This is a genomic window from Clostridium sp. CTA-6 (genome assembly GCF_054768115.1).
Genome location: NZ_BAAAAU010000005.1, coordinates 284,948 through 311,297 on the forward strand (window position 1 = coordinate 284,948; position 26,350 = coordinate 311,297).

Annotated in this window: 24 protein-coding genes; 21 read left to right on the plus strand and 3 right to left on the minus strand. The window is 27.1% G+C overall.

Annotated features, from left to right (window positions below; translation table 11 throughout):
- Positions 1-184: 184 nt before the first annotated feature.
- Positions 185-610: a DUF3267 domain-containing protein gene (locus ACYUDJ_RS10250; protein WP_042385574.1), complete on the plus strand. Its 426-nt coding sequence runs from the start codon at positions 185-187 to the stop codon at positions 608-610.
- Positions 611-657: 47 nt separating this feature from the next.
- On the plus strand, positions 658-1,365 hold the full coding sequence (locus tag ACYUDJ_RS10255) for a hypothetical protein (protein ID WP_043031769.1): 708 nt from the start codon (positions 658-660) through the stop codon (positions 1,363-1,365).
- Positions 1,366-1,420: 55 nt separating this feature from the next.
- Here ACYUDJ_RS10255 and ACYUDJ_RS10260 read toward each other — a convergent pair whose 3' ends face one another.
- The 3 genes from ACYUDJ_RS10260 to ACYUDJ_RS10270 all read right to left on the minus strand — a co-directional run bounded on the left by ACYUDJ_RS10260 (position 1,421) and on the right by ACYUDJ_RS10270 (position 2,824).
- A complete protein-coding gene (locus tag ACYUDJ_RS10260) occupies positions 1,421-1,594 on the minus strand; it encodes a hypothetical protein (protein WP_003490466.1) in 174 nt (57 codons plus the stop codon).
- A 427-nt stretch (positions 1,595-2,021) separates the two neighbouring features.
- Positions 2,022-2,525, minus strand: a complete 504-nt coding sequence (locus tag ACYUDJ_RS10265) for a GerW family sporulation protein (RefSeq protein WP_043031770.1) — start codon at positions 2,523-2,525, stop codon at positions 2,022-2,024.
- A 20-nt stretch (positions 2,526-2,545) separates the two neighbouring features.
- The gene (locus ACYUDJ_RS10270; RefSeq protein WP_236905681.1) at positions 2,546-2,824 is read right to left on the minus strand and encodes a DUF2953 domain-containing protein; all 279 of its coding nucleotides are present in this window, start codon (positions 2,822-2,824) and stop codon (positions 2,546-2,548) included.
- Between the two features lie 1,176 nt (positions 2,825-4,000).
- On the opposite strand from ACYUDJ_RS10270, the gene ACYUDJ_RS10275 reads away from it, so the two are divergent.
- From ACYUDJ_RS10275 to ACYUDJ_RS10365, 19 genes are all read left to right on the plus strand, one after another.
- Complete coding sequence (locus ACYUDJ_RS10275) at positions 4,001-4,291, plus strand: PQ-loop domain-containing transporter (RefSeq protein WP_003486952.1); 291 nt, start codon at positions 4,001-4,003, stop codon at positions 4,289-4,291.
- Between the two features lie 33 nt (positions 4,292-4,324).
- Positions 4,325-4,621, plus strand: coding sequence for a PQ-loop domain-containing transporter (locus tag ACYUDJ_RS10280; RefSeq protein ID WP_043031772.1), 297 nt, complete (start codon positions 4,325-4,327; stop codon positions 4,619-4,621).
- 57 nt (positions 4,622-4,678) lie between these two features.
- Positions 4,679-6,976, plus strand: coding sequence for a xanthine dehydrogenase molybdenum-binding subunit XdhA (gene xdhA / locus ACYUDJ_RS10285; RefSeq protein WP_043031773.1), 2,298 nt, complete (start codon positions 4,679-4,681; stop codon positions 6,974-6,976).
- A 13-nt stretch (positions 6,977-6,989) separates the two neighbouring features.
- Positions 6,990-7,868 (plus strand): xanthine dehydrogenase FAD-binding subunit XdhB, encoded by an 879-nt coding sequence (gene xdhB, locus ACYUDJ_RS10290; RefSeq protein WP_042385274.1) that lies wholly within the window; start codon positions 6,990-6,992, stop codon positions 7,866-7,868.
- 47 nt (positions 7,869-7,915) lie between these two features.
- On the plus strand, positions 7,916-8,389 hold the full coding sequence (xdhC, locus tag ACYUDJ_RS10295) for a xanthine dehydrogenase subunit XdhC (RefSeq protein WP_003486944.1): 474 nt from the start codon (positions 7,916-7,918) through the stop codon (positions 8,387-8,389).
- Positions 8,390-8,504: 115 nt separating this feature from the next.
- Positions 8,505-8,978, plus strand: a complete 474-nt coding sequence (locus ACYUDJ_RS10300) for a nucleoside deaminase (RefSeq protein ID WP_003486942.1) — start codon at positions 8,505-8,507, stop codon at positions 8,976-8,978.
- A 398-nt stretch (positions 8,979-9,376) separates the two neighbouring features.
- Positions 9,377-11,572: a DNA topoisomerase III gene (locus ACYUDJ_RS10305; protein WP_043031774.1), complete on the plus strand. Its 2,196-nt coding sequence runs from the start codon at positions 9,377-9,379 to the stop codon at positions 11,570-11,572.
- A 41-nt stretch (positions 11,573-11,613) separates the two neighbouring features.
- On the plus strand, positions 11,614-12,675 hold the full coding sequence (locus tag ACYUDJ_RS10310) for a VanZ family protein (protein WP_043031775.1): 1,062 nt from the start codon (positions 11,614-11,616) through the stop codon (positions 12,673-12,675).
- A gap of 267 nt (positions 12,676-12,942) precedes the next feature.
- Positions 12,943-13,548 (plus strand): manganese efflux pump MntP, encoded by a 606-nt coding sequence (locus ACYUDJ_RS10315; protein WP_042385272.1) that lies wholly within the window; start codon positions 12,943-12,945, stop codon positions 13,546-13,548.
- Between the two features lie 57 nt (positions 13,549-13,605).
- Positions 13,606-13,842 (plus strand): DUF2164 domain-containing protein, encoded by a 237-nt coding sequence (locus tag ACYUDJ_RS10320; protein WP_003362989.1) that lies wholly within the window; start codon positions 13,606-13,608, stop codon positions 13,840-13,842.
- Positions 13,843-14,358: 516 nt separating this feature from the next.
- Positions 14,359-15,045, plus strand: coding sequence for an NEAT domain-containing protein (locus ACYUDJ_RS10325; RefSeq protein WP_003486931.1), 687 nt, complete (start codon positions 14,359-14,361; stop codon positions 15,043-15,045).
- 77 nt (positions 15,046-15,122) lie between these two features.
- Complete coding sequence (gene isdE, locus ACYUDJ_RS10330; RefSeq protein ID WP_003486929.1) at positions 15,123-16,016, plus strand: heme ABC transporter substrate-binding protein IsdE; 894 nt, start codon at positions 15,123-15,125, stop codon at positions 16,014-16,016.
- A gap of 8 nt (positions 16,017-16,024) precedes the next feature.
- A complete protein-coding gene (locus ACYUDJ_RS10335; protein WP_043031776.1) occupies positions 16,025-17,032 on the plus strand; it encodes a FecCD family ABC transporter permease in 1,008 nt (335 codons plus the stop codon).
- Positions 17,025-17,801 (plus strand): ABC transporter ATP-binding protein, encoded by a 777-nt coding sequence (locus ACYUDJ_RS10340; protein WP_043031777.1) that lies wholly within the window; start codon positions 17,025-17,027, stop codon positions 17,799-17,801. Before ACYUDJ_RS10335 ends, ACYUDJ_RS10340 begins: the two co-directional genes overlap by 8 nt.
- Before the next feature lie 31 nt (positions 17,802-17,832).
- On the plus strand, positions 17,833-18,441 hold the full coding sequence (locus ACYUDJ_RS10345; protein WP_043031778.1) for a class D sortase: 609 nt from the start codon (positions 17,833-17,835) through the stop codon (positions 18,439-18,441).
- A gap of 226 nt (positions 18,442-18,667) precedes the next feature.
- The gene (locus ACYUDJ_RS10350; protein ID WP_043031779.1) at positions 18,668-22,291 is read left to right on the plus strand and encodes an NEAT domain-containing protein; all 3,624 of its coding nucleotides are present in this window, start codon (positions 18,668-18,670) and stop codon (positions 22,289-22,291) included.
- A gap of 420 nt (positions 22,292-22,711) precedes the next feature.
- On the plus strand, positions 22,712-23,365 hold the full coding sequence (fsa, locus tag ACYUDJ_RS10355; protein WP_003486915.1) for a fructose-6-phosphate aldolase: 654 nt from the start codon (positions 22,712-22,714) through the stop codon (positions 23,363-23,365).
- 469 nt (positions 23,366-23,834) lie between these two features.
- Entirely contained in the window at positions 23,835-25,499 is a 1,665-nt protein-coding gene (locus ACYUDJ_RS10360; RefSeq protein WP_043031780.1) for a ribonuclease J, read from the plus strand.
- 301 nt (positions 25,500-25,800) lie between these two features.
- Positions 25,801-26,350: alanine:cation symporter family protein (locus tag ACYUDJ_RS10365; protein WP_460277105.1), on the plus strand; the 550-nt coding region annotated here is incomplete at its 3' end.

Below are 26,350 nucleotides of genomic sequence, written 5' to 3' on the forward strand. Positions count from 1 at the left end.
AATTATATAACTATAGCAGGAGTTGATTTATATGAAATTTCAAATAGGAGAATATGAAAATGGTGATAGCTTCGACCCCTGTGATAAGAGCAAATGGCATCAATTAAAAGAACCAGGAATCATATTAGCTCAAATATTAGGTATACCTATAGCTATATCAGTAGTAGGGTTAATCTATATTTATATGATAAATTATACTTATGTAAAAGGGATTTATTTAAATTTAAAGGACATAGTTATAGCTTTTATAATTATTATACCAATCCACGAAATACTACACAGCTTGGCTTTCCCCAATTTTAAACAAACTATTTTCGGATTTATACCTAAGGGGTTAGTATCTTACTCCTTTTTTGAGGGGGAAATATCAAGGAATAGGCTAGTAATATCTCTAATTTTTCCTTTTATAATATTAACTATATTGCCAACCATAGGATTAAGTTTTATAAGAATTAAAAATAATTTTCTATATGTAATAATAATAATAAATGCAGTTGCTTCCTATGTGGATATTTTGGCTATATTTGTATTATTGTTACAGGTTCCTAAAAGTACTTATATAAAGAATATAGGCAATAGAACTTATTGGAAGTGGAATAAAAAATATTAATTATTATTGTAAATTTATATTAAAATAGGGAGAGGTATAAGAGTATCATGGAAGTTAAATATATGGAGATATTTGAAGATGAGCTCAATAAGCTAACTTATTGTACAGAGGTGACAACAGCTAGATCATTAAATAAATTTACAGACAAAATAAAAGTATATTATCATAAATATATAACAGGAGAAAGCTATTTTGATTTTTATTTTGGAAGAACATATAAAGGCAAATTAATAGAAAATAAGTTTTATATGTTTAAGGAAGATCTAAGATTGTATATTCATTTTCTCAAAAATTTTTATAATGTTTTAAAGAGAACTGTTAATAAACAATCGGATATTATACATTATTTTTTAATTAAAGATCAGGGAGAAATATGCATATCTTTAATAGGAGAGGATTATGTGAAGCTGGCTTCTGAAGATAATAGTAAAACTAGAGTATTTTTTATATTAAATAAAGAGGAATTATCTTATTATATAAGGGTTATGGAAAACATATATTATGAAAGAAATGTAATTAATAGATTAGATTATTTAACAAATCCTTTAGATAAAGTTACTAGTAAAAGCTATAGTAAAGAAAGTAATAAAAATCTTAAAAAAGAAGTGAATAAAGAATATGCGTTAAGTCAAAGAGAAAAAAACAATGTATATCTACAGGCATTATATGCCTTTCTTGATGAGGCTTTAGATAGAAGAGATAAAAAAGCTTTTTATTCCATATGTAATCAAATAAAAAAATATAATAAAAAATAAAGTATAAAACCCCCTGATAGTAAAATAAGTACAAGGGGGTTTATTTTAAATTTTGCTAAGCATTACATTGATCATATTCATCATCCATAGAGCTTTCCTTATATTCATTCTTTGAATCATTATCATTGCAAGAATTTTCTTTAGAGTTAGAAGCTAAAAAAATGGAACCAATAGCTAATGTAGATAATAGTATTCTAAATAAAGTCTTTTTTTTATGTTTCTTTGCCATAAGATCAATCCTTTCTTATGAATATATTATATTAATTATACATTAAATCCTATAGGATAATATAGGCATTTTTAATATTAACATAAAGTTTAGAATTCATGCAACAGGAGATTATATATTAGTAGTAATGTCTTTTGTTATGAAAAATTATGATAAAATAAAAAATTACTATAATAGTTATAATAACTTTAAAAGTTGTTATAATAATTTCTAAATTTAAAAGAGTAGTGAAATTTTAATATATTAAAAAATAATTATTAATATACTAAAATAAAGCTCTATTAAATTTACTAAGATATAAATTTAATTTTTAAACTAAAAAGCTATGAATTTGGAATATTATATTTCTAAATTCATAGCCTTTACTTATTTAATTGTAAATTTAAATATAATAATTTAAATTTTAATCTGATGCCAACTTTAAAAGTTAGTTCTTTTTAGTGTTTTGACCACTATAAGCTGTTGATGCCTTTGTTGATGTTGACTGAGAAGAAGCTGTTGATGTTGCCTGAGGAGCATTTGTTGATATTGCTTGAGAGGCAGCTGTATTTTGAGATCCAGCTTGTTGATTATTTTGTCCCATATTTTGTTTTAAATTAGTAACCATTTCAGGTATTTTATTTATAATTTTATCCATATTGTTTTTCTGAGAAACTGGTAACATAGATACAGAATCATTATCCATAACCATTATAGCATCAGTACATACTCTAGCACCTAATCCTAAAGCAGGAGAAGAATCTGTTGTATTTTGATTCATTTTTGGGGAATGATTTCCACTACCATAACCTAAAGTTACAGAAACTATAGGTACTAATGTTTTATTTTCAACAGAAACAGGAGCACCTAAAAGGTTTTCATGTTTTATATAGTCCTCCACCTTAGTAAAAACAGCATTCATATTTTCATCAAAACATTTATTATTGTTCATTATTAAATCCTCCTTATTTTTTACCTATATTTATAGGAAAGTTTTTTATTATAATTTTTAATATAAGATTTTAAAATTTTTATGATAGCGTAAAATATATTTATTTTTACAAATGCCTTTGCAGTAAAGTAAGAATCATCCACCATAAAATTAGGATTGTTATATATTTCATTTTTATCCAAATGATTAGGTATTAAATTTATAAATCCACACAATATTCCAGTAATTAAAGGATCATTAAATCCATAATAAGTATCTAAATAAAGATAATCTAAATCTAAACTTTTAAGAATATTCACTCTATCTTTAATAATATATTTAGACTTAATATTACTAAATTGTATTTGTTTAATTTTTAAGTTCTTTTTAAAAATATAGATTTTTATAAAAATATCATCATCATTAACAATTAATTTAATATTTAAAAAAGGATATAACCAAGAAAAATCTATATAAGAATTATCAATTTGCTCAGAATTTATATATAAATTTATGTTTAGAGGAATAAGTAACAATAATAACAAAAGAATTATTATTAAAATTAAAATAAAATACAATAAATACATAAATTTCAGTTCCTTTCACTTTATAAAATAATTTTGTCGCATTACTAGTTTACTCTTTATAAGCTAAATTATTTAACAGAATATTTTCATTAAAATATAAAAATATGAAATAGAATAATAAAAAGCTATAAAATCCAAAAAATCATTTTATATATTTCAAAAAAATTAATCTATAATATTAAAGGCTAAGAGATTTATAATAAGTATTTTAACTTTTTTTATTTATAATTACATTAAACTACCCTTTAAAACATAGTAAATATATTTTAAAGTGGTAGAGTTAATGGAAATGTTATCATATTGATAAATTTTAATACTTAAATATATATATTAACGATCAAGTTTTGAAGTACTATAGTGAAAGGAAAATAAAAATATTTCATAAAACTTAATTGAATATTATAAAATTATTATAAAAATGGTTATATATTAGCATTTTGCTCTAATTATATATAGTTATTTTAATTTATGAAAATGATAAATTAAAAGGGGAAATATTAAATTAAAAGGGATTTTATTATTTATCAAAATGATATGTAATTTATCATTATAATAAAAACATTCCTTTATATAGAGTGGATTAGTAATGTTTTACAGCAGAAATATTTCTTGAAATATAGACGTTTAATAATATTCTTCAGGAAAAATATACAAATTTGTTGGGAAATATATATATAAATTACTATTTTTTTCATTGTATTTTGGTATAGTTTTTGCATCTATGTATAAGTAATTAAAAATATTTATATTAAAGAAAAGGAGGAATAAATATTAATTTAATAATAAAATCTCTAGAAACTTAATAGATATTACAGAAAAAATAGGGATCAATAAAATAAGGGAGGGACTTATTTTTAAAATATTAAAACTAAAAATTTTTTAGGTTTTAATTTTAAAGATAAGGGTGCTATGAGTGGTTTAATAAAATTTGGAACAATTATAAATATTATAGGTGGAGTTTTAGTATTATATTCTTTCCTACCACAAATCTATACTATATCAAAAACTAAGAGCACAGGAAATAATAGTATACAGTACTGGATAATAATGACTTTTGGTATAGCTTGTATATGCATAAATCAATTTATATGTGAAGTCCCAAAGGTGCAATTAATTATTCAATCTATAAATGTTATATTTGCTATTTTAACTACTGCATTAATAGTTTATTTTAGTGAAAAAGAAAAAAAGCATAAATAAATTTAATAGATTTGAGTATAGGAGATGTTAATTATGACTGATTTACATTTTTGGGGGAATATTGCTCAAGCTCTGGGAAGTTTTACTTTGATATATTCATTTTTTCCACAAATATATAAATTATTAAAATTAAAAAATGCAGAGGCGATAAGTCTTCAATACTGGGCTATATTAACGGTAGGAGTTGCATGTATAGCAATAAATCTAACTATAAATAAAGTGAACATATTTATACAGATAACTCAATGGTTAAATGCAGTTTTAGCATTAATAGTTTTGCTTATATCTAGTAAATATAAAAGAGAAGTAAAAGAAAAAAAGAAATCATAGAATAAATAATATATGTAGTTATTATAGGAAATAAAGTGTTAAAGGGGGGAACTATATATGGAAGATTCTTATGATTTAATTGGAAAAAGCGTAAATAGAGTAGATGCAGTAGCTAAGGTTACAGGTAAAGCTAAGTATTGTTCAGATTATTTTGAACCTGAATCACTTGTAGGAATGGTTTTAAGAAGTCCTTATGCCCATGCAAAAGTAAAAAATATAGACACTAAAGAAGCTGAAAATTTAGAAGGTGTTGAAGCTGTATTAACATATAAAAATGTACCAAATACAAAGTTTCCTACGGCAGGGCATCCATATTCATTAGATCCAAGTCATAGAGATATAGAAGATTATTCATTACTTACAGATAAAGCACGTTTTGTTGGAGATGCAGTTGCAGCAGTTGTTGCAAATGATGAGCTTATAGCTAAAAAAGCTTTAAAATTAATAAAAGTAGAATATGAAGTTTTACCTTTTGTAATCGATCAAGAAGAAGCAATAAAAGAGGGAGCTCCTGTCATTCATGATGAAAGACCTAATAATATAGTTAGTGATTTTGGTATAACAGTTGGAGATCTAGAGGAAGTATTTAAAAATGCAGATAAAATTTATAAAGGCCAATATGAAACTCAAATAGTACAACATTGTCAAATGGAAACTCATAATGCTATGGCAAAGATTGATGAAAAAGGTAGGATGCTTATTATAACATCAACGCAAATACCACATATTGTACGAAGGATAGTTTCAAAAGCTTGTAAGTTATCTATTGGGAAAATAAGGGTAATAAAGCCTTATGTTGGTGGAGGTTTTGGAGGAAAACAGGATGTTATAATAGAGCCACTTACAGCTATAATGTCTCTTGCAGTTAATGGAAGATGTGTAAGGTTACAATTAAGTAGAGAAGAGGCAATTGTTGCAACTAGAACAAGACATGCAATGCGAGTAAATATTAAAATGGCTTTATCAAAAGATAATAAAATAGAAGCCTATGATATAGAGAACTTTGTAAATAATGGAGCTTATGCATCCCATGGACATTCAATTGCTATGAGTGCAGGAAGTAAAATTAGACCCCTTTATGATATAAAGGCGGAAAAGTATCGCCCCAAAACTATATATACTAATCTTCCAGTGGCAGGTGCAATGAGAGCATATGGTATACCACAAATGTGTTTTGTTATAGAATCTATGATTGATGATATATGTAAGGATCTAAATATAGATCCTGTAGATTTTAGAATTAATAGTTTTATAAAAAAAGGTCATATAGATACGGCATCAAATCTTGTAGTTAGAACCTTTGGATTACCAGAATGTTTAAAAAGAGGTAGAGCATTAATAGATTGGGATAGAAAAAGACAATTATATAAAAATCAAAATGGTTCTATAAGAAGAGGAGTTGGAATGGCTTGTTTTAGCTATTTTTCAGGAACTTGGCCCGTATCACTTGAGGCAGCAGGAGCAAGAATAGTAATGAATCAAGATGGCTCAATTCAAGTTCAAGTAGGGGCTACAGAAATAGGACAGGGTAGTGATACAGTATTTAGTCAAATGGCAGCAGAAACCATTGGAATACCATTTGATATGGTAACAATAGTTTCCCAACAAGATACAGATATTACTCCCTTTGATACAGGTTCTTATGCATCAAGACAATCTTTTATAGCAGGTCAAGCTATAAAAAAAGCAGCAACAGAAGTAAAAAGAAAGGTTCTAGAAATTGCTAGTGATAAGTGTGGGTTAAATGCAGAGCTTTTAGATATTGTAGATGCAAAAGTAATAGAAAAAGGATTAAAGAGAGAACTTTATACTTTAGAAGAAATTGCAATGGAAGCATATTACAATAGAGAAAAATATGCACCTGTAACAAGTGATTTAACTGTAAAGGTTAAAAATAATGCTATAGCTTATGGGGCAACCTTTGTAGAAGTTGAAGTTGATATAAAAACAGGAAAAATAAAAGTTTTAGATATTTATAACATACATGATTCAGGGAAAATTTTAAACAAAAAGTTAGCAGAAGGACAAGTACATGGTGGTGTTAGTATGGCCTTAGGATTTGCCTTATCAGAAAAATTTATAATAGATGAAAAAACAGGAGCTATAATAAATAATAATCTTTTACATTATAAGCTTCCAACTATTATGGATACTCCAAATATAGAATGTGAATTTGTAAATACTTATGATCCAACATCTAGTTATGGACAAAAATCTTTAGGTGAAAATACAACAATTTCTCCAGCACCAGCTATACGGAATGCGGTATTAAATGCAACAGGAGTAGCATTTAACAAATTGCCAATGGATGCTCAATCTGTTTTTGAAAAATTTAAAAAGGTTGGACTTATATAGGAGGCGGAATAATATGTATGACATAAATGAAATTTTAGAACCTAAAACATTAGAAGAGGTATTAAAATTATTATCAAAATATGATAATTTAACAGTAATAGCTGGAGGAACGGACGTACTTGTAAAACTTCATGAAGAAAGATTTAATTCTTTAAATTTAATAAGTATTAGAAACATAGAAAGTTTAAATAAAATAAAAATACTTGAAGATGGCTCAATAGAAATAGGTGCTATGGCAACTTTTTCAGAAATATTTAGAAATGATATAGTAAATAAAAACATTCCTATACTAGCAGAAGCAGCAGTTTCTATGGGAGGTCCTCAAATTAGAAATATGGCAACTATTGGAGGAAATGTTTGTAATGGAGCTGTATCTGGAGATAGTGCACCATCATTATTTGTATTAAATAGTAAATTAAAACTTAAGTCTAAAAATGGCGAGAGAATAGTTAAAATAAAAGATTTTTATACGGGTCCTGGAAAGGTTAGTATCAAAAAAGATGAGATATTAATTAGTATAATTATTGAAAAAAAAGATTATGAAAATAAGTATGGAAATTATATTAAATTTGCTAGTAGAAATGCAATGGATATAGCTTTAATGGGAGTTGCTGTACTGATAGAAGTTAAGGATAAAAAGATTGAAGATTTAAGGGTAGCTTTAGGAGTTTCAGGTCCAACTCCTATAAGATGTGAAATAGCTGAAGTAGAAGGAAAACATATGAAAGTTACTGATGAAAATATAAAATTAATAGGAAATTTAGCTCTAAAATCTTCAAAAGCAATAGATTTTTGGAATGCATCAAAGGAGTTTAAAGAACATTTAATAGAAGAATTAGCTTATAGAGGAATTAAAGAATCTATTAAAAGATCAGAGAATTTTAAAAAATGACGAGGATATAAAGTAGTATTATACAGTGAGAGGGATGAGGAATATATATGAGTTTAAAAAGAAAAATAAAACTTACAGTTAATGATAAAAAGTATGAAGTAGAAATAGATATTAGAGAATCTTTATCAGAAGTATTAAGAAGTAGATTACATTTAACAGGTGTTAAACAAGGATGTCTTGTAGGAGAATGTGGAGCGTGTACTGTTTTAATAGATGGTGTCCCAACAGACTCATGTATTTACTTAGCGGCTTGGGCTGATGGTAAAACAATAAAAACTATTGAGGGGATACAAAAAAAAGGTGAGCTTTCAGAGGTTCAAAAAGCCTTTATAGATGAAGGAGCTGTACAATGTGGATTCTGTACACCAGGTTTAGTTTTAACCACAACAGCTTTAGTAGAAAGCCAAAAAGACTATACTGATGATGAAATAAAAAGAGAAATATCAGGTCACTTATGCAGATGTACCGGATATAATAAAATATTTAATGCTACCAAAAAAGCTATTTTAAAAAGGAAATAATATTTAGGGGTATAATATGATAATTACTGGAAGGTAAATTTTGACAAGAGCGTTTTAAAAGTATAATATTAAGATATATAGTTTAATTATTAAATGATTTTAAGAGGTTACTAAGATGGATAAAAATGAAATAATGGATTTATGTGTAAAAAGTTGTATGGAAGGTATGAAAAATCATGAAGGAGGTCCTTTTGGATCTGCAATAGTTAAGGATGGAAAAGTGATAGCAGTAGCTCATAATACCGTAATAGGAGACAATGATCCTACTGCCCATGGTGAAGTAAATGCTATAAGACAAGCCTGTAAAAAACTCAATACATTTGATTTAAGTGGATGTGAATTATATACAACATCGGAGCCTTGCCCTATGTGTATGTCTGCAATTATTTGGGCAAATATATCAAAAGTATATTATGGATGTACAGTAGAAGATGCTAGAGATATTGGTTTTAGAGATGAGCATATATTGAAATTTTTAAAAGAAGGCTGCAAAGATAGAAATATACTTAATTTAGAAGCAGTTGATAAAAAATCTTCCCTAAAAGCTTTTGAGTACTGGAGTAAGGATAGAGATAAAACTGAATATTAAAAATAATAAGTCATAAAATTATTTAAATCCAGTAGCAAGTATTAACAAGTTTTCTACTGGATTTTGCTTTAGCCCTTTTTACAATGAATATTCTTTTAGATGTATAATTTTCACTGGAATTTTCATGTGAAATTTCTTATATATTGTTAAATATTTTGTATTAATTAAATATTTAGTTTATAATGGAGTAATAACAATTAAATAGTTAATCAACAAAGAAAATATAGTTAAGTAAGTTTTATTATGGATGTATAAAAATATTAAGATATATTATATAATATATAACTTTACTTTGAATTTAATATATAATTATATATATGTAATGTAAGGGTAGTAAGTATATCTATCCTTATTTTTTATTAAAAAAGGAATTATTTATGGAAGGACGATAATTATTTATGGGAAAAGTATTAGTTTTAGCAGAAAAACCTAGTGTAGGAAGAGATTTAGCTAAGGTTTTAAAATGCAATAAAAAGGGTAATGGTTATTTAGAAGGAAATAAATATATTGTAACTTGGGCTTTAGGACATTTAATAACTTTATCTGATCCTGAAAGTTACGATGAAAAATATAAAAAATGGAGCATGGATACCCTTCCAATGCTACCTAAAAAAATGAAAACTACAGTTATAAAGAAGACTTCAAAGCATTTTAGTGAAGTTAGAAAGGTAATGATAAGAAAAGATGTAGAAGAACTTGTTATAGCTACAGATGCAGGAAGAGAAGGAGAGCTTGTAGCCAGATGGATAATTGATAAAGTAGGTTTTAAAAAGCCTATAAAACGTCTTTGGATTTCTTCACAAACAGATAAAGCTATCTTAGATGGATTTAGAAATTTAAAACCAGGAAAGAATTATGAAAATTTATATCATTCAGCAGTGTGTAGATCAGAAGCTGACTGGATTGTAGGACTTAACGTTACAAGAGCTTTGACCTGTAGATACAATGCTCAACTTTCAGCAGGAAGAGTTCAAACGCCTACCCTAGCTATGATAGTTCAAAGAGAAGAAGAAATAAAGAATTTTAAACCTAGGGATTATTATACCATAGAAGGTAAGACTAAAGGATTTACAATGCATTGGGAAAATGTCAAAGGTGGATTTAATACCTTTAATGAAGACTTAGCTAAAAAAGTAGTTTCAAAGATTACAGGTAAAGAGGGGAAAATAATAGAGGTAACGGAAAGCAATAAAAAGAAATATGCTCCAGCTCTTTATGATTTAACAGAGCTTCAAAGGGACGCTAATAGAATATTTGGATATTCAGCAAAACAAACCCTATCTATAATGCAAAGATTATATGAGAATCACAAAATTTTAACTTATCCAAGAACAGATTCTAGATATATTTCAAAGGATATTGTAGCTACAATACCAGATAGATTAAAGGCTATATCCATTGGTAATTACAGTAGGTTTGCAAATGAAATATTAAAGGGAAATATTAAAGCTCATAAAGGCTTTGTAGATGATAGTAAGGTTTCAGATCACCATGCTATAATCCCTACAGAAGAAAAGCCTAGATTAGGTAACTTAAGTAGTGAAGAAAGAAATATTTATGATTTAGTTATTAAAAGATTTTTATCGGTTATGTTACCACCTTTTGAATATATTCAAACTACCATTAAAGCAGAGGTTGTGGGTGAAAAATTTATAGCAAAGGGAAAAGTTATAAAATCAAAAGGATGGAAAGCAGTTTATGATAGAGAGGAATTGTATGATAAAGATAATAACTCAGATAGTGATGATATAAAAGATCAAACTCTTCCTAAGATTAATAAGGGAGATGGCATAGAATTTTCTAACTTTAAAATAAACAAAGGTCAAACAAAGCCACCAGCTAGATTTAATGAGGGCACTTTATTATCTGCTATGGAAAACCCTCAAAGATATATGAGTTTAGATAAAGAAAGCTCTAAAACATTAGGAGAGACTGGTGGACTTGGAACTGTTGCTACTAGAGCAGATATAATTGAAAAATTGTATAATACTTTTTATATAGAAAAAAGAGGAAAAGAAATAGTTCCAACTTCAAAGGGAAAACAAGTTATAGATTTAGTACCGGAGGACTTAAAGTCACCACTTTTAACAGCAAAATGGGAAAGAGAATTAGATTCCATTAGTAAAGGTAAATTAAGAGGACAGATATTTATAAATAAAATGAGAGACTATTCTACAAAACTTGTAGAGGACGTAAAAAATAGCAAGGATAAATTTGTTCATGATAATTTAACCGGTAAAAAATGTCCACAATGTGGGAAATATATGTTAGAAGTTAAGGGTAAAAATGGAATTATGAATGTGTGCCAGGATAGAGAATGTGGTTATAGAGAAAATGTAAGCAGATTTACCAATGTAAGATGTCCTCAGTGTCATGTGAAATTACAACTTAGAGGAGAGGGACAGGGTCAAATCTATGTATGCACAAGATGTAGTTTTAGAGAAAAACTTTCTTCTTTTAATAAAAAATATAGAAACAATCAAGGGAAATTAAATAAAAGAGATGTGGATAAATATATGAAAAAAATGCAAAAAGAAAATGATGAACCAATAAATTCGGCTTTAGCAGAGGCTTTATCTAAATTAAAATTATAAAAATATTATATATATAATTTTAATGAAAAGAGGTGTTAATTGTGGGAATATACGTATTTCCTATAAAGGTTGCAGTTTTAACAGTACCTATTTTAATTTATATGGCTTTTATTCCATATTGTATTTTTCAATATAGAAAACATGGATTTATAAGTAAGTATAGATCATTTATGCATGTAGCTTTTATTTTCTATATAATTTCAGCTTTTTATTTAGTAATATTGCCTTTACCACCTCAAGATTATGTTCCTAAATTTATAGTTAGGCCCCAATTACAACCATTCAATTTTATAGGAGATTTTATAAGAGAATATAAATCTCTCATAAATAGTGGGTATAAACCTATTTTTGCAGCACTAAAAAATAGAGGATTTTGGCAAGTTTCCTTTAATATAATATTATTAACACCTTTAGGTTTTTTCTTAAAATATGCATATAAGAAAAGTTTTAAGAAAACACTGATGATCGTATTTTGTACTTCTTTATTTTTTGAAGTAACACAATTAACAGGAATATTTGGTATATATAAATATGCATATAGATTATTTGATGTAGATGACCTTATATTAAACACTTCTGGTGGTATAATGGGATATTACTTAGTGCCTATAGTAGGTAATATACTTCCTGATGTTAATAAAATAGATAATAAATATGATTATAAATTAAAAATATCTTATACTAGAAGGGCTATAGCTTTCTTTATAGATTCATTTATAATAAATATACTATTTTCGGTACTAAAAAATGATAAAATAACTTCCTTTATTTTTATATTGTATATAGTTTTAATTATATATATAACTAATGGTTATACAATAGGTAAAAAACTGGTGAAGATAAGAGTTATAAATGAAAATAACAATAGATTAACATTAATGCAAGTTTTAAAAAGATATTTATGGTTAATAATTTTGACAGTATTTAACTATGTAGCTAAATTAAATTTTGAAGGATATGTTTTAGTTGCTGTAGTTCTAATTTATTTCATTATTCTTGCTATAATAGGGATAATGATTATAAAAGGTTTATTTAATAAAGAGAAAAGAATGTTTTATGAAAAATTCTCTGAAACTTATGTAGTTAATAGTTTTAAACAATAGTGGATGCATTTTTAGAATTTAAAATTTCTTGACCTTATACTTTAATATATCATATAATTAGAGTTAACAAATATAAATTTTAAGTAACTATTATGAGGGAGTAATTGGCACAATATTAAAATATTGTGTGGCAAAGTCAACATATTGACTTGTAAAAGTCTGGCTTGTCTTGAATAATGAGACTCATGTATAGCTTTTAGCTATGCATGGAGTCTTTTTTATTGCATAGAATTTATATTTTATAAATTATGTTAAGGAGGAAACATAATGGACTTAGTTAGTATAATATTAATTAGCATAGGTTTGTCCATGGATGCTTTTGCAGTGTCTATAACAAATGGAGCTATGATAAGTAAGGTTACAGTCTCGGAGGGAATAAGGATAGGATTATTTTTTGGAGGATTCCAAGCACTGATGCCTTTAATAGGATGGTCTGTAGGAATAAAATTTGAAAGTTATATAGCAGCATTAGATCATTGGATAGCTCTTATACTACTTTCTATTATTGGAGGAAAAATGATATATGATAGTGTTAAGAAGAGTAAAGATCATAAGGATGAAATTGCCTGTGACTATTCGGAAGGAGAAAAAAAATGTTTAAATAATAAAACTCTTACCTTTCTTGCTATAGCTACTAGTATAGATGCATTAGCTGTAGGAGTAAGTTTTGCATTTTTAAAGGTTTCAATAATAAGTACCATAAGTATTATAGGTATTATAACCTTTGTTATATGTTTTATTGGAGTTATGATAGGTAAAAAGTGTGGAGAGCTATTAAAAAAGAGAGCAGAAATTTTAGGTGGTATTGTGCTAATATTTATAGGTATTAAGATATTTATAGAACATACTAATATTTTATCTAACATATTTTAGACTAATAAAAAATAAGATGGTACAATGTTTTTGAAGATATTAATTGGAGGTGTATTTTTGAAGAAAAAAAATGTTATTGTAATAGATAAACAAAAGAAGAAAGTGATGATAGATTCCATAAAAGAATATTTTTATAATGAAAGAGAGGAAGAGTTAGGAGACTTAGCTGCGGGTATGATTTTAGATTTTTTTTTGGAAGAACTAGCGCCAGAGATTTATAATAAAGGAGTTTATGATGCATATGAATATTCTCTAGAAAGAATTGAAGATGTACTTTCTATACAAAAATATTAATAAAAGATAATAGTGATTAAAATATTTTTACTGTAAATTTATAAAAAATATCTTTATACATAGATAAAAATTAAACCCCTTACTTATTTAATTTTCAATTAAATAAGTAAGGGTTTTAATTTTTAATAATAAATGAGTGATAAATAATGTTAACTGATAATTTCAATATATAATTAAATAGATTCTTTAGTAATTAGTATAAATTAACATTAAATTTAACTTATATATAATAGATAATTTGTAAAATAACTTGATTTCATTAGAAAAAAGTTCATAAATAATATGAAAATCCCATTATTTAGTTGAAAATGAAAATCAATAACCGTTGAAAAAATATAAATGCAGTGTTATAATGAATAAGGTTCATTAAATGGAATGAGGTGGTTATAATTTGAAAATATATATAAATTGTTAATAATATCATAATTTTAAAGTTTTTATATTTTTAATTAAAATTTCTAAAATTAAATAAATTAATTTTAGTTTAATTTAAAGATTAATAAGGAGGAAGTAAGTATGAAAAATAAATTTATAAAATTAACATTAGCTGGTGCCATATCAACAGGCATATTAATATCTTCAAGTTCAGTTTTAGCTACAGATATAAATAATAATCATGGACAAGTACACAGCAATAAAAATATAGTATTATTAGCTCAAAAAGATGGACTTGAAGATGGGAAATACAGTGTAAGTTTTCAAACATTAAAAGAAAAAGGTGCGGAATTATCTATGGCAGGACAATACGTTGATAGCAATGGAGTCTTAGAGGTACAAGGTGGAAATATGTATTTTACTTTTAAAGTTTTAAGAAATGATTGGATGAAAAATATCAAAGTTTTAGTAGATGATGCATCAGTTCAATATGAACATGCGAGTCAAGATAATGAAGGTAAAGTAGCTGCAATAAAATTTCAAATACCAAATAAAAAACCTAATATTAAAATTAGAATGAATGTAGTTCCAATGGATAATGCAGATGTAGCTTTTAGAATCGTCCTTAATGATGATATTAAAAAAATATCTGGAGAAAGTCCTAAGGAAAGTTCAAAGAAGGATGATGATAATAATAAAAGCAGTAAAAGTAGTAATGCTGAAAAAGAATTACCCCAAACAGGTTTCCCAATTTCCAATGGCAGTTTATTATTAATGGGTGGATTAAGTACTTTGTTGGGAGCAGGGTTATTGAAAAAGAGAAAATAAATTTTAAGAGTTTAAACTGAATATAAAAAATCTGTTTTCTTAAAATCAAGTCCTATAATAAATAGGAGGAATAGTTTATGAAAAAATTTTTATCTTTAATTACGTGCACTATACTGTGTCTTTCTCTTATTGCTTGTGGAAATTCAAAGGTAGATAAGACAAGTTCTAATAATATATCAGCTAAAGAAGGAAAAAATATAAGAATTGTAGCTGGTAGTGTGGCTGTGGCAGAAATGTTATCAAAATTAGATATTAAAATGGTAGGAAGAGCAAGTACTCAATATGAAATATCAGATAAAATAAAAGTGTTGCCAGAAGTGGGGTTACCAATGAACCCTGATTTAGAAAAAGTTAAGAGTTTAAAGTCAGATGTATATATTACATCAGGTGCTTTAGAGGAGATGATAGGAGATAAGCTTAAAGCTAGTGGTATAAATACAGAATATTGCAATCTGGATTCCTATGATTCAGTGAAAAAAACTATACTAGAAAAATCTAAGAAATATGGGAAAGAACAAAATGGTAAAAATTTAGTTGAAGAAATAGAAAGAAAAGAAAAAGAAGTAATGAAAGATGTGGATAAAAATAAAAAGGTAAAGGTTATGATTCTGTTTGGAGCACCAGGACACTTTATGCTAGCCAGTGAAAATTCATTTACGGGAAGTCTTATTAATAAACTAGGTGGAGAAAATATAGCAAATAAAGCAAATCTTAAGGGTCAATATGTACCATTTTCTTTAGAGGCTGCATTAAAGGAAAATCCAGATGTTATTTTTAGGATGTATCATGGATATATAGATGAAGCTAAAAAGCAAACAGAAAAAGAATTTGAGACTAACCCTCAATGGAAGAAGTTTAAAGCGGTAAAAGAAAATAAAGTATATGATTTGGATCCTAAATTTTTTGGAGTTACAGGAGATATAAAAATAGCAGATTCTTTAGAAAAAATGAAGGATTATTTATATAAATAACTATAGAAATGGTGAAATATATGAAAAATATGAAGAATAAAACTAAGATAATGATGATAATTTTATCTTTTATACTACTAATAGTTTTAGCTGCTTTAACTATTGGGGTAGGAAGCACAGACATACATGTTAAAGATATAGTAAATATATTTTTAGGTAAAGGCAATGAAATAAATTCTAGCATAGTTATGGATATGAGATTACCTAGAATAATTATAGCAATATTTGTGGGAGCATCTTTATCTATATCTGGAGCCCTTTTGCAATCTGTTATGAGAAATCCATTAGCAGATCCAGGAATCACAGGAGTGTCTTCAGGAGCAAGCTTAGTGGCTATTATAGTAATGATTTATTTTCCACAGTTTTATAAAATATTACCTTTAATGGCTTTTTTAGGAGCGATGTTAGCTTGTATTATGGTTTTTGCCCTTTCCTGGGATAATGGATTAAATTCTTTAAGAATAATTTTGGCAGGAGTAGCTGTAAATGCTATATTTTTAGGAGCTACTTCACTATTATCTATTTTAAATAGTGATAAAATTCAGGGCATGCTTTTATGGATAAATGGAAGTTTAGCCTATAGAGGATGGAATGAAGTTAAGTATCTTGTACCTTATAGTATATTAGGTATAATATTATCGCTATTTTGTATAAAAGGTGCCAATCTTTTAGCATTAGGAGATGATGTGGCTACTAATTTAGGGGCAGATGTTAATAAAACTAGAATGTTTATATCTTTAGTTGCAGTATTTTTGGCAGGTATAAGCACTTCAATAGTGGGTATCATTGGTTTTTTAGGACTTATTATTCCTCATATATGCAGATTAGTAATAGGGTATGATTATAAATATTTAATACCAATGAGTGCTATATTGGGAGCTATTTTATTACTTTTAGCAGACACTATGGCAAGATATATAGCAAGGCCCATAGAGTTACCAGTCGGAGTAATAATGGCTATGATAGGTGGACCATTTTTCTTATTCCTATTAAGGAGGCGTAAGAGTGATGATTAATATACAGGATTTTACCATAGGTTATAGTAATAAAGTTATAGTTAAAAATTTCAATTTACAGGTAGACAAAGGAGACATGATTACTATAATAGGACCTAATGGTTCAGGAAAATCTACAGTGCTAAAGGCTATAGGAAGGTTATTAAAGCCTATGGAAGGCATCATCCATCTAGATGGAAAGTTGCTTTGGGATATGAGTAATAAAGATATAGCTAAAGAAATGGCTTGTCTTTCTCAACATAATAGTGCTCCAAAGGATATGACTATAAGAAGGATAGTAGGCTTTGGTAGAAACCCTCATAAAGCATGGTTTGAAAGTTTAAATAAAGATGATGAAGAAATAATTGATTGGGCATTAGAAAATACAAATCTTAAACATATGGAAAATAAAAAAATTACTAGTGTATCAGGAGGAGAAAGACAAAGGACTTGGCTAGCTATGGCCCTTGCACAAAAACCAAAAGTTCTATTGTTAGATGAGCCAACAACTTATTTAGATATAAATAATCAAATAGAAATTTTAGAATTAGTAAGGCAGCTAAATGAAAATTTAAAATTAACAGTTGTAATGGTACTTCACGATTTAAATCAAGCAGCAAAATATAGTAACAGAGTTTTAGTTTTAAAAAATGGAGAAATACAAGCTTTAGGGAAACCAGAAGAAATTTTAAATAAAAAATTAATAAGAGATGTTTATAGCGTAGATATGAATATATTGAAAAATCAATTTGGAGAAAAACTTATTTTTATTCCTAAGAAAATTCATTAATAAATTACAAATAAATAAGGAGTAAATAAGTATGAAGAGAAATATTATATCAAGCCTATTTATAATAATTGGATTAGTACTAATGGTCAGTTCTTTAGGTATAAGAATGTATTCTAAAAACAAGGAAGCCCAACTTATAAAGGAGTTTAATAATGATATAGCTTTGGAAAACAGCAAAAATGATGACAAAAATCATGACAAGAATTATGGGAAACAAAAAAGAAAGACAATAAGATATACAAATGGTGATGGAGATAAAATAGCTATAATGGAGATACCTTCTATAAGTTTGCAATCTATAATTGTTGAAGGAACTAATATGGATGATTTAAGATATTATTTAGGACATTTTAAAGATACAGCTATGCCGGGAATTAATGGTAACTTTTCTATAGCAGGGCATAGTAGTACTATTTACAATGAAATTTTAAATGAGCTTTATAAGGTAAATATAAAAGATGAAATTAAGATAAAAACATTAACGGGAGAATATGACTATATTATAACTAAAAAATTTGTTGTGGAACCATCAGAAATAGGTGTATTAGATCAGGATGAAAATAAAAAAAGTATGACTATAGTAACTTGTACAGATAAGGGTAAAAAAAGATTAATAGTTAAAGCGGAAATGAAGAAGTAGTACATTATGATGTGTAAATATTAGTTTTATATTGATATATAGATATTATTGAGTATAAAAATATTTTTTTAAAATGGTATTGATAAAGAAAATCAATATCAATAATTAGGTTTTAATAAGTCTATTTTAAATGATTAAAGCACAATAATATTTATCAATATATGAAAATTTATAAATGTAAAAGTTTAATAATATAAATAAAATTTAATTAATAGGGGGTAAAACAATGAATAAAAGTTTATCTAAAAGAGTTGCAACATTAGTATTCTTAACTAATATTGGAGTTTTAGGTAGTCCAATTGTTTCAATGCCAGTATATGCTCAAGGGAATGATGTAGTAAAAGCCGCAGTACAAAATGTTAATAAAAACAAAGAGAAAAGTGGATTATATGAAGTAACAGTAAAAACATTAAAAGAAAATAATGATGAAACATCTATGGCAGGTGGTTATTTAGAAAGAGTAAACTATGAAATAAGAGATGGAAAAAAATATTTTATATTAACATTAAATAGAACTGATTGGATGAAAAATATAACAGCTACCGTGGATGGAAATGAAATTAATCTACCAGTTGAAACTATTGAAAAAAATGATAAAGGCGAACAAAAAGGAAAAATAAGATTTGAAATTGGAAGTTTAGATTCAAAAATAATGTTAAATATGAATGTAGTACCAATGGGGAATGCTAAAGTAGGTTTTAGGATAGTACCAGAAAAAGATGCAGTTAAATTAATAGAGGAATACAAAGAAGAAATTCCTGAAACAAAGCCTGATACCAAGACAGAAACAAATCCAGAAGAAAAAGTTCATACTAAACTAGAAACAAGTCCGGAAGAAGAACCTAACACTAAGCCAGAAACAAATCCGGAAGAAAAACCTGACACTAAGCCAGAAATAAATCCAGAGGAAAAACCTGATACTAAGCCAGAAACAAAACCTGAAGTGAAGCCAGAAGAAATAGGGAAAAGCGGATTATATGAATTAACAGCAAAAACATTACAGGAAAAAAATGATGAAGAATCTATGGCAGGCAGTTATTTAGAAAAAATAAATTACGAAATAAAAGAAGGTAAAAAATATTTTGTATTAACACTAAAAAGAACTGATTGGATGAAAAATATAACAGCTACAGTAGATGGAAAAGAAATTAATCCAACAGTCGAAACTATTGAAAGAAATGGTGAGGAAGAAAAAGGGAAAATAGCATTTGAAATTGGAAGTTTAGATTCAAAAGTAATGATAAACATGGATGTAGTACCAATGGGAAATGTTAGAGTAGGGTTTAGAATAGTTCCAGAAAAAGATACAGTTAAATTAATACAGGAATATAAAGAAGAAACTCCAGAAACAGAACCTGAAGTGAATCCAGAAGAAATAGGGAAAAATGGATTATATGAATTAACAGCAAAAACATTAAAAGAAAAAAGTAATGAAGAATCTATGGCAGGTAGTTACTTAGAAAAAATAAATTATGAAATAAAAGATGGTAAAAAATATTTTATATTAACTTTAAAAAGAACTGATTGGATGAAGAATATAACAGCCACAGTAGATGGAAAGGAAATTAATCCAACAGTTAAAACTATTGAAAGAAATGGTGAGGAAGAAAAAGGGAAAATAACATTTGAAATTGGAAGTTTAGATTCAAAAGTAATGATAAATATGGATGTAGTACCAATGGGAAATGTTAGAGTAGGGTTTAGAGTAGTTCCAGAAAAAGATACAGTTAAATTAATACAGGAATACAAAGAAGAAACTCCAGAAACAAATCCGGAGACAAAACCAGAGCCCAAGCCGGAAGAAAAACCGGACACCAATTCAGAAATAAAACCAGAAGCTAGAAAAGATGGTTTATATGAAGTATCAGCAAAAGCATTAAAAGAAGATTCAGATGAAGAATCAAAATCAAATAGTTATTTAGATAAAGTAGAGTATGAAATAAAAGATGGAAAAAAATATTTAATAACAAACTTTAGTTCTTTTGATGTTATGAAAAATATTAAAGTAATGGTAGATGGAAAAGATGCAACAATAAAAACTACAAAAATAGAGGAAGAAAATAAAGGTAAGGTAAAATTTGAAGTAAATAGTTTAGATTCAGAAGTGAAATTTAATATGACTATAAATCCAGTATTTTTTATTAATAAAGATGTATCCTTTAGATTATTTTTACAAAAAGATACCATTAAATTAATACAGGAATATAAAGAAGAAACTCCAGAAACAAAACCGGAGACAAAACCAGAAACTAAACCAGAAACTAAACCGGAGACAAAACCAGAAACTAAACCAGAAACTAAACCGGAGACAAAACCTGAAACAAAGCCAGAAACAAAAAAACAAATAAATGTAGTAGCTTTAAAAGAAGACTCAAATGAGCCATCTATGGCAGGACAATATTTAAATAAAAATGTTACTTATACGGAAAAGGATGGTAAAAGGTTTTTTACAATAACATTAAACAAAGTAGATTGGATGAAAAATATACAAGTATCAGTAGATGGACAAAGTGTAAGTTATAATAAAAAACAATCCGGTGAAAATGCTGATTTAACATTTGAGGTAAATAGTGAAAATTCACAGGTTATGCTACATATGAATGTAGTACCAATGGGTAATGCAACAGTAGGGTTTAGAATAGTAAATTCAAATTCAGTAACACCAGAAACAAAACCAGAAGAAAAGCCAGAAGTGAAACCAGACAATAAAAAAGATTTAGAAAATGGAGTATATAAAGTTGAAAATTCAATAGTAGCTCCTGATGCAAAGGAATCTGAAGAAATCCAAAAGTATTTAAAAATAGATACTGAAGTTAAAGTTCAAGATAAAAAAATATTTATAGTCTTAAAACTATCTAATGAAAAATATGCTAAAAATTTAGTTGTGTTTGTAGATGGTAAACCTGTTAAAATAAGTACACTTAATAATAATAAGGGAAAATACTTAGCTTCAGCCTTACCAGTAGCTACGAATAATAATAGCAGTAAGATTAGTACAATTAAATTTGAAGTACCTAGTTTAGATTCTGATATACAAGTGAAAACATATATTGATGAAATGAATAAAGATGTTAATTTTGGTGTTAAATTAAAGGAGGATACATTAAAATTATCAGATACAAAACCAGAACAAAAGCCAGAAACTAAACCAGATACAGAAAAGCCAGAAAACAAATCAGATACAAAACCAGATGAAGGGAAGTCAGAAACCAAAGCAGAACAAAAACCGGAAACAAAACCAATATCGAAAGAAGAAAAAGATGGATTATATAGTTTGAAGGCAAAAATTCTAAAAGAAAATAGTGATGATCCATCTATGTCAGCTCAATATGTGAAAGATATAAATTATGAAGTTAAAGATGCAAAAAAATATCTTATAGTAACTTTAAACAGAACAGATTGGATGAAAAATATAACAGCTACAGTGGATGGAAAAGAAATAACACCTACAGTAATAGAGAAGATAAAGAATAATAATGGAGAAGAAATTAGTAGAATAAAATTCCCAATAAACAGCTTAGATTCAAAAATAAAATTAACTATGAATGTAGTTCCAATGGATAATTCCAGAGTTTCCTTTAGAATAGTTCCTGATAAAAATAGCTTAAAATCTATAAAGGAATATAATAATATAGCTTCAGAAAAGGATGAAAGCAATAGTGAAAATTTTAAAAAAGAGGATAAGCTTGTAAAGATAAATTCACTAGCAGATGGGGGAAAGGAAGAAGGGAAAGCTACAGGAAAAGTTTTACCTAAAACAGGATCACCTATTAACTCAGGTCTATTAGGGTCATTAGGGGTCATAATTAGTGGACTAGGACTTGGATTAAAGAAAAAAGGAAAAAAGTAAAGCACAAAGAGTAAACTAAAATGTATAAAAAATAAGTAACTTAACTTAGAAATAGAACAGGTAAGATTATATTAAATGTGTAAATAGAAAGGATTATGTGATAATTAATTAATATTATAATCACATAATCCTTTTGCTAGAAATTAAATATATAGTAATAGTTTTTGTAGATTATATTATTTAGATTTTAAAATAGGCTTTGACCATGTATTTATATAGATTTTATTTAAAGAATTGATTAATATGAAGAAAGAGTTATAAATATTCAGACAATAAAAGAAATTGGTAAAAAATTAAATTAGAAGGAATAAAATGAATTTTGAACTTTATGAGAGAAAATGTATAATAAGAAATATAATAATAAAATAAATATAATTATTGTAGTGTAATCTACATGAAATATTTAAAGGAGATGACAAAATGAAAATATTTATAGATACGGCCAATGTAGAAGAGATAAGAAAAGCAAGCCAATTAGGAGTTTTGTCAGGAGTTACAACAAATCCTTCATTAATAGCAAAAGAAGGAAGAGATTTAAAAGAAGTAGTAGAAGAAATTTGTAGTATAGTAGATGGTCCCATAAGTGCAGAAGTTATAAGTTTAGAACATAAGAAAATGATAGAAGAAGGAAGAGAGCTATCCAAATTGCATAAAAACATAGTTATAAAAATACCCATGTGCGAAGAAGGGTTAAAAGCAGTTAGCGTTCTATCTAAAGAGGGAATAAAAACAAATGTAACCTTAATATTTTCATCAATGCAGGCTTTATTAGCAGCTAGAGCAGGAGCTACCTATGTAAGTCCTTTTTTAGGAAGATTGGATGATATAGGGAATCCAGGTATTGAAGTTGTAGAACAAATAGCTGATATGTTTAAAATTCATGGAATAAAAACAGAAATAATTTCAGCCAGTATAAGAACACCTATGCATGTATTGGAAGCTGCAATGGCAGGATCTCATATAGCTACAATACCATACAAAGTTATAATTCAAATGTCAAAGCATGCATTAACTGATATAGGAATTGAAAAATTTATGAAAGACTATGAAAAAGTCTTTGGAGAAAACAAATAATTTAGAGTAAATATATAATAAGAGGGTATCTCAAAAAATGGATTTAAATTTAACAGCATAAAGATAAAAAATACACTTCATAAACTTTTATCTTTGCTATATTAAAATTAAATCTATTAAGAGATACCCTTACTTATATTTATTAAGGTTTAGCATTAAAATTTTTATTATAAAGTATAGTAAAATACACTTCATTTTTAATAATATGTAAAAATATTATTAAAGCTTATTATAATATATATGGATTATGTATTAACAATGGTATGATTAGGTAAAGAATAATAATGATAAAATTTTAAAAATATAAATAAAGGGAATTAATTTAGCTTAGAGTAGCCAAAATAAGATAAATGAAAAATTTTATAATAAGCATTACTTCTTTAGTTAATTTTATTAATTTAAAGAGCAAAATAATATAATAAGTACAACATATAAAAAATTTATAAATACTGAAAGAGGAGGGTATGAAATGAGTAATAAAGATAGTATAAAGATTATTCCTTTAGGTGGACTTGGAGAAATTGGTAAAAATATAACTGCTTTTGAATATGAAAATGAAATAGTTATTATAGACTGTGGTATATCTTTCCCAGACGAGGAGATGTATGGTGTAGATTTGGTTATTCCAGATATAACATATCTTTTAAATAATAAAGATAAAGTAAAAGCCATTTTTTTAACTCATGGACATGAAGACCATATAGGATCTTTACCTTATATTTTGCAACAATTAAATAGACCTGTTTATGGTACTGCATTAACCTTAGGTATAGTAGAAAATAAACTAAGAGAACATAATATGCTCTCAGATTGTGAGCTTAATAAGGTGGAAGCAGGAGATATAGTAGAACTAAAAAATTTAAAGGTGGAATTTATAAGAAATACCCATAGCATAGCGGATTCTTGTTCTATAGCTATTCATACACCGGTGGGAGTTATATTACATACCGGTGATTTTAAAATAGATTACACACCTATTGATGGATTAGTAATGGATTTCCATCGTATTGCTGAATTAGGTAAAAAAGGAGTATTGCTTCTTATGGCTGATAGTACAAACGTGCAGCGTAAGGGACACACAATTTCAGAAAAATCCATAGGAGAAACTTTAACTAAAATTTTTTCAAATGCTAAAGGAAGAGTTATTGTAGCAACTTTTGCTTCAAACATACATAGAATGCAACAAATAATAGATGCATCTATAGAGTATGGAAGAAAAGTAGCCTTTAGCGGGAGAAGTATGGAAAATATATCTAAGGTAGCTATGGATTTAGGATATCTTCATATACCAGAAACTTATTTGATAACTGTAGATGAAATGAAAAATTATCCTAACGAACAAATAACCATAATAACTACTGGAAGTCAAGGAGAACCTATGGCAGCTCTTGCAAGAATAGCTTATTCTAATCATAGGAAAATAGCTATAGAGCCAAAGGATTTATTTATTATTTCTGCATCACCAATTCCAGGGAATGAAAAACTTATATCTAGAGTAATAAATGAGTTATTTAAAAAGGGCGCAGATGTAATATATGAAGCATTAGAAGAGGTACATGTATCTGGTCATGCTTATGAGGAAGAATTAAAATTAATTCATACATTAGTGCATCCTAAATATTTTATGCCAGTACATGGAGAATATAGGCACCTAAAACGACATGTGGATTTAGCCATGGAGTTAGGCATGGAAAGAGAGAATATCTTCTCTTTAGAAACAGGTCAAGTTTTAGAAATATCACATGAGGAAGCAAAAGTATCAGGAAAGGTTCGTACAGGATCCATATTTGTGGATGGCATAGGTGTAGGTGATGTAGGTAATATAGTGCTCAGAGATAGAAGGTATTTAGCACAGGATGGTATGTTAACTATAGTAGTAACTCTAGAAAAAGAATCCTACAGCGTAATAGCAGGACCGGATGTAATAACAAGGGGATTCATATATGTAAAAGAATCAGAAGCCTTAATAAATGAAGTAAAAGAAATAGTAAAAGAGGAACTAGAAAATTGTTTAGAAAATAAAATAATTGAATGGTATGTATTGAAATCAAATATTAAAAAATCTGTAGAAAAATATTTATATGAAAAAACAAAGAGAAGACCAATAGTTTTACCTATAATTATGGAGATTTAAAATTATAAAAAATAATAAAAAGCTAGAACTTTGATGTGAAATTTTAGTTCTAGCTTTTTGTTATATATTAACACAGTAAAATGATGTAAATATAATAAAAAACTAAAGTAAGTTAATATATAATGATAAAATATTTTTTAATGAAGATATAAAGGGTAAAACTATATTATATTTTATGATTAGCATATTATAATATATTTTTAAAGAAATATGTTAAAAATGTAACGCACAGGCAGGAATTAATATGATTATATGGAATATATATGTAATGTGTGTATTTAATTTACAAGGAGGAGTATATATGGATCTTTTAAATGCAGTCAAAGGAATAAACAATGTACTGTGGAATTATATACTGATTTTTTTGTTGTGTGGAACAGGAATTATATTTACTGTGTCTCTAAAATTTGTTCAAGTATCTAAATTCAAAGAGTCCTTCAAAAAAGCCTTTGGAGGTATAAGTTTAAAAGGGAAAAAAGCAGGTAAAGATGGAATGAGTTCATTTCAATCATTAGCAACAGCAGTGGCGGCTCAAGTAGGTACTGGAAATTTAGCCGGAGCAGCAACAGCTATAGTATCAGGAGGACCTGGAGCAATTTTTTGGATGTGGATTAGTGCATTTTTAGGAATGGCAACTATTTTTGGAGAAGCGGTTTTAGCACAAATTTTTAAAGAAAAAGTTAATGGAGAAGTGACAGGAGGCCCAGCCTATTATATAAGCAAAGGACTTAAAAGTAAATTTTTAGCTAGTTTTTTCTCTATAACTATAATATTAGCCTTAGGATTTATAGGTAATATGGTTCAGGCAAATTCTATAGGGGCAGCTTTTTCAAATATTTCTAATATACCAT

Excerpts from the sequence above, each read along its gene's own strand:
- ACYUDJ_RS10250 (WP_042385574.1), top strand. The coding sequence starts at position 185 with ATGATAAATTATACTTATGTAAAAGGGATTTATTTAAATTTAAAGGAC.
- ACYUDJ_RS10255 (WP_043031769.1), top strand. The coding sequence starts at position 658 with ATGGAAGTTAAATATATGGAGATATTTGAAGATGAGCTCAATAAGCTA.
- ACYUDJ_RS10260 (WP_003490466.1), bottom strand. The coding sequence starts at position 1,594 with ATGGCAAAGAAACATAAAAAAAAGACTTTATTTAGAATACTATTATCT.
- ACYUDJ_RS10265 (WP_043031770.1), bottom strand. The coding sequence starts at position 2,525 with ATGAACAATAATAAATGTTTTGATGAAAATATGAATGCTGTTTTTACT.
- ACYUDJ_RS10275 (WP_003486952.1), top strand. The coding sequence starts at position 4,001 with ATGAGTGGTTTAATAAAATTTGGAACAATTATAAATATTATAGGTGGA.
- ACYUDJ_RS10280 (WP_043031772.1), top strand. The coding sequence starts at position 4,325 with ATGACTGATTTACATTTTTGGGGGAATATTGCTCAAGCTCTGGGAAGT.
- xdhA (WP_043031773.1), top strand. The coding sequence starts at position 4,679 with ATGGAAGATTCTTATGATTTAATTGGAAAAAGCGTAAATAGAGTAGAT.
- xdhB (WP_042385274.1), top strand. The coding sequence starts at position 6,990 with ATGTATGACATAAATGAAATTTTAGAACCTAAAACATTAGAAGAGGTA.
- xdhC (WP_003486944.1), top strand. The coding sequence starts at position 7,916 with ATGAGTTTAAAAAGAAAAATAAAACTTACAGTTAATGATAAAAAGTAT.
- ACYUDJ_RS10300 (WP_003486942.1), top strand. The coding sequence starts at position 8,505 with ATGGATAAAAATGAAATAATGGATTTATGTGTAAAAAGTTGTATGGAA.
- ACYUDJ_RS10305 (WP_043031774.1), top strand. The coding sequence starts at position 9,377 with ATGGGAAAAGTATTAGTTTTAGCAGAAAAACCTAGTGTAGGAAGAGAT.
- ACYUDJ_RS10315 (WP_042385272.1), top strand. The coding sequence starts at position 12,943 with ATGGACTTAGTTAGTATAATATTAATTAGCATAGGTTTGTCCATGGAT.
- ACYUDJ_RS10325 (WP_003486931.1), top strand. The coding sequence starts at position 14,359 with ATGAAAAATAAATTTATAAAATTAACATTAGCTGGTGCCATATCAACA.
- isdE (WP_003486929.1), top strand. The coding sequence starts at position 15,123 with ATGAAAAAATTTTTATCTTTAATTACGTGCACTATACTGTGTCTTTCT.
- ACYUDJ_RS10335 (WP_043031776.1), top strand. The coding sequence starts at position 16,025 with ATGGTGAAATATATGAAAAATATGAAGAATAAAACTAAGATAATGATG.
- ACYUDJ_RS10340 (WP_043031777.1), top strand. The coding sequence starts at position 17,025 with ATGATTAATATACAGGATTTTACCATAGGTTATAGTAATAAAGTTATA.
- ACYUDJ_RS10345 (WP_043031778.1), top strand. The coding sequence starts at position 17,833 with ATGAAGAGAAATATTATATCAAGCCTATTTATAATAATTGGATTAGTA.
- ACYUDJ_RS10350 (WP_043031779.1), top strand. The coding sequence starts at position 18,668 with ATGAATAAAAGTTTATCTAAAAGAGTTGCAACATTAGTATTCTTAACT.
- fsa (WP_003486915.1), top strand. The coding sequence starts at position 22,712 with ATGAAAATATTTATAGATACGGCCAATGTAGAAGAGATAAGAAAAGCA.
- ACYUDJ_RS10360 (WP_043031780.1), top strand. The coding sequence starts at position 23,835 with ATGAGTAATAAAGATAGTATAAAGATTATTCCTTTAGGTGGACTTGGA.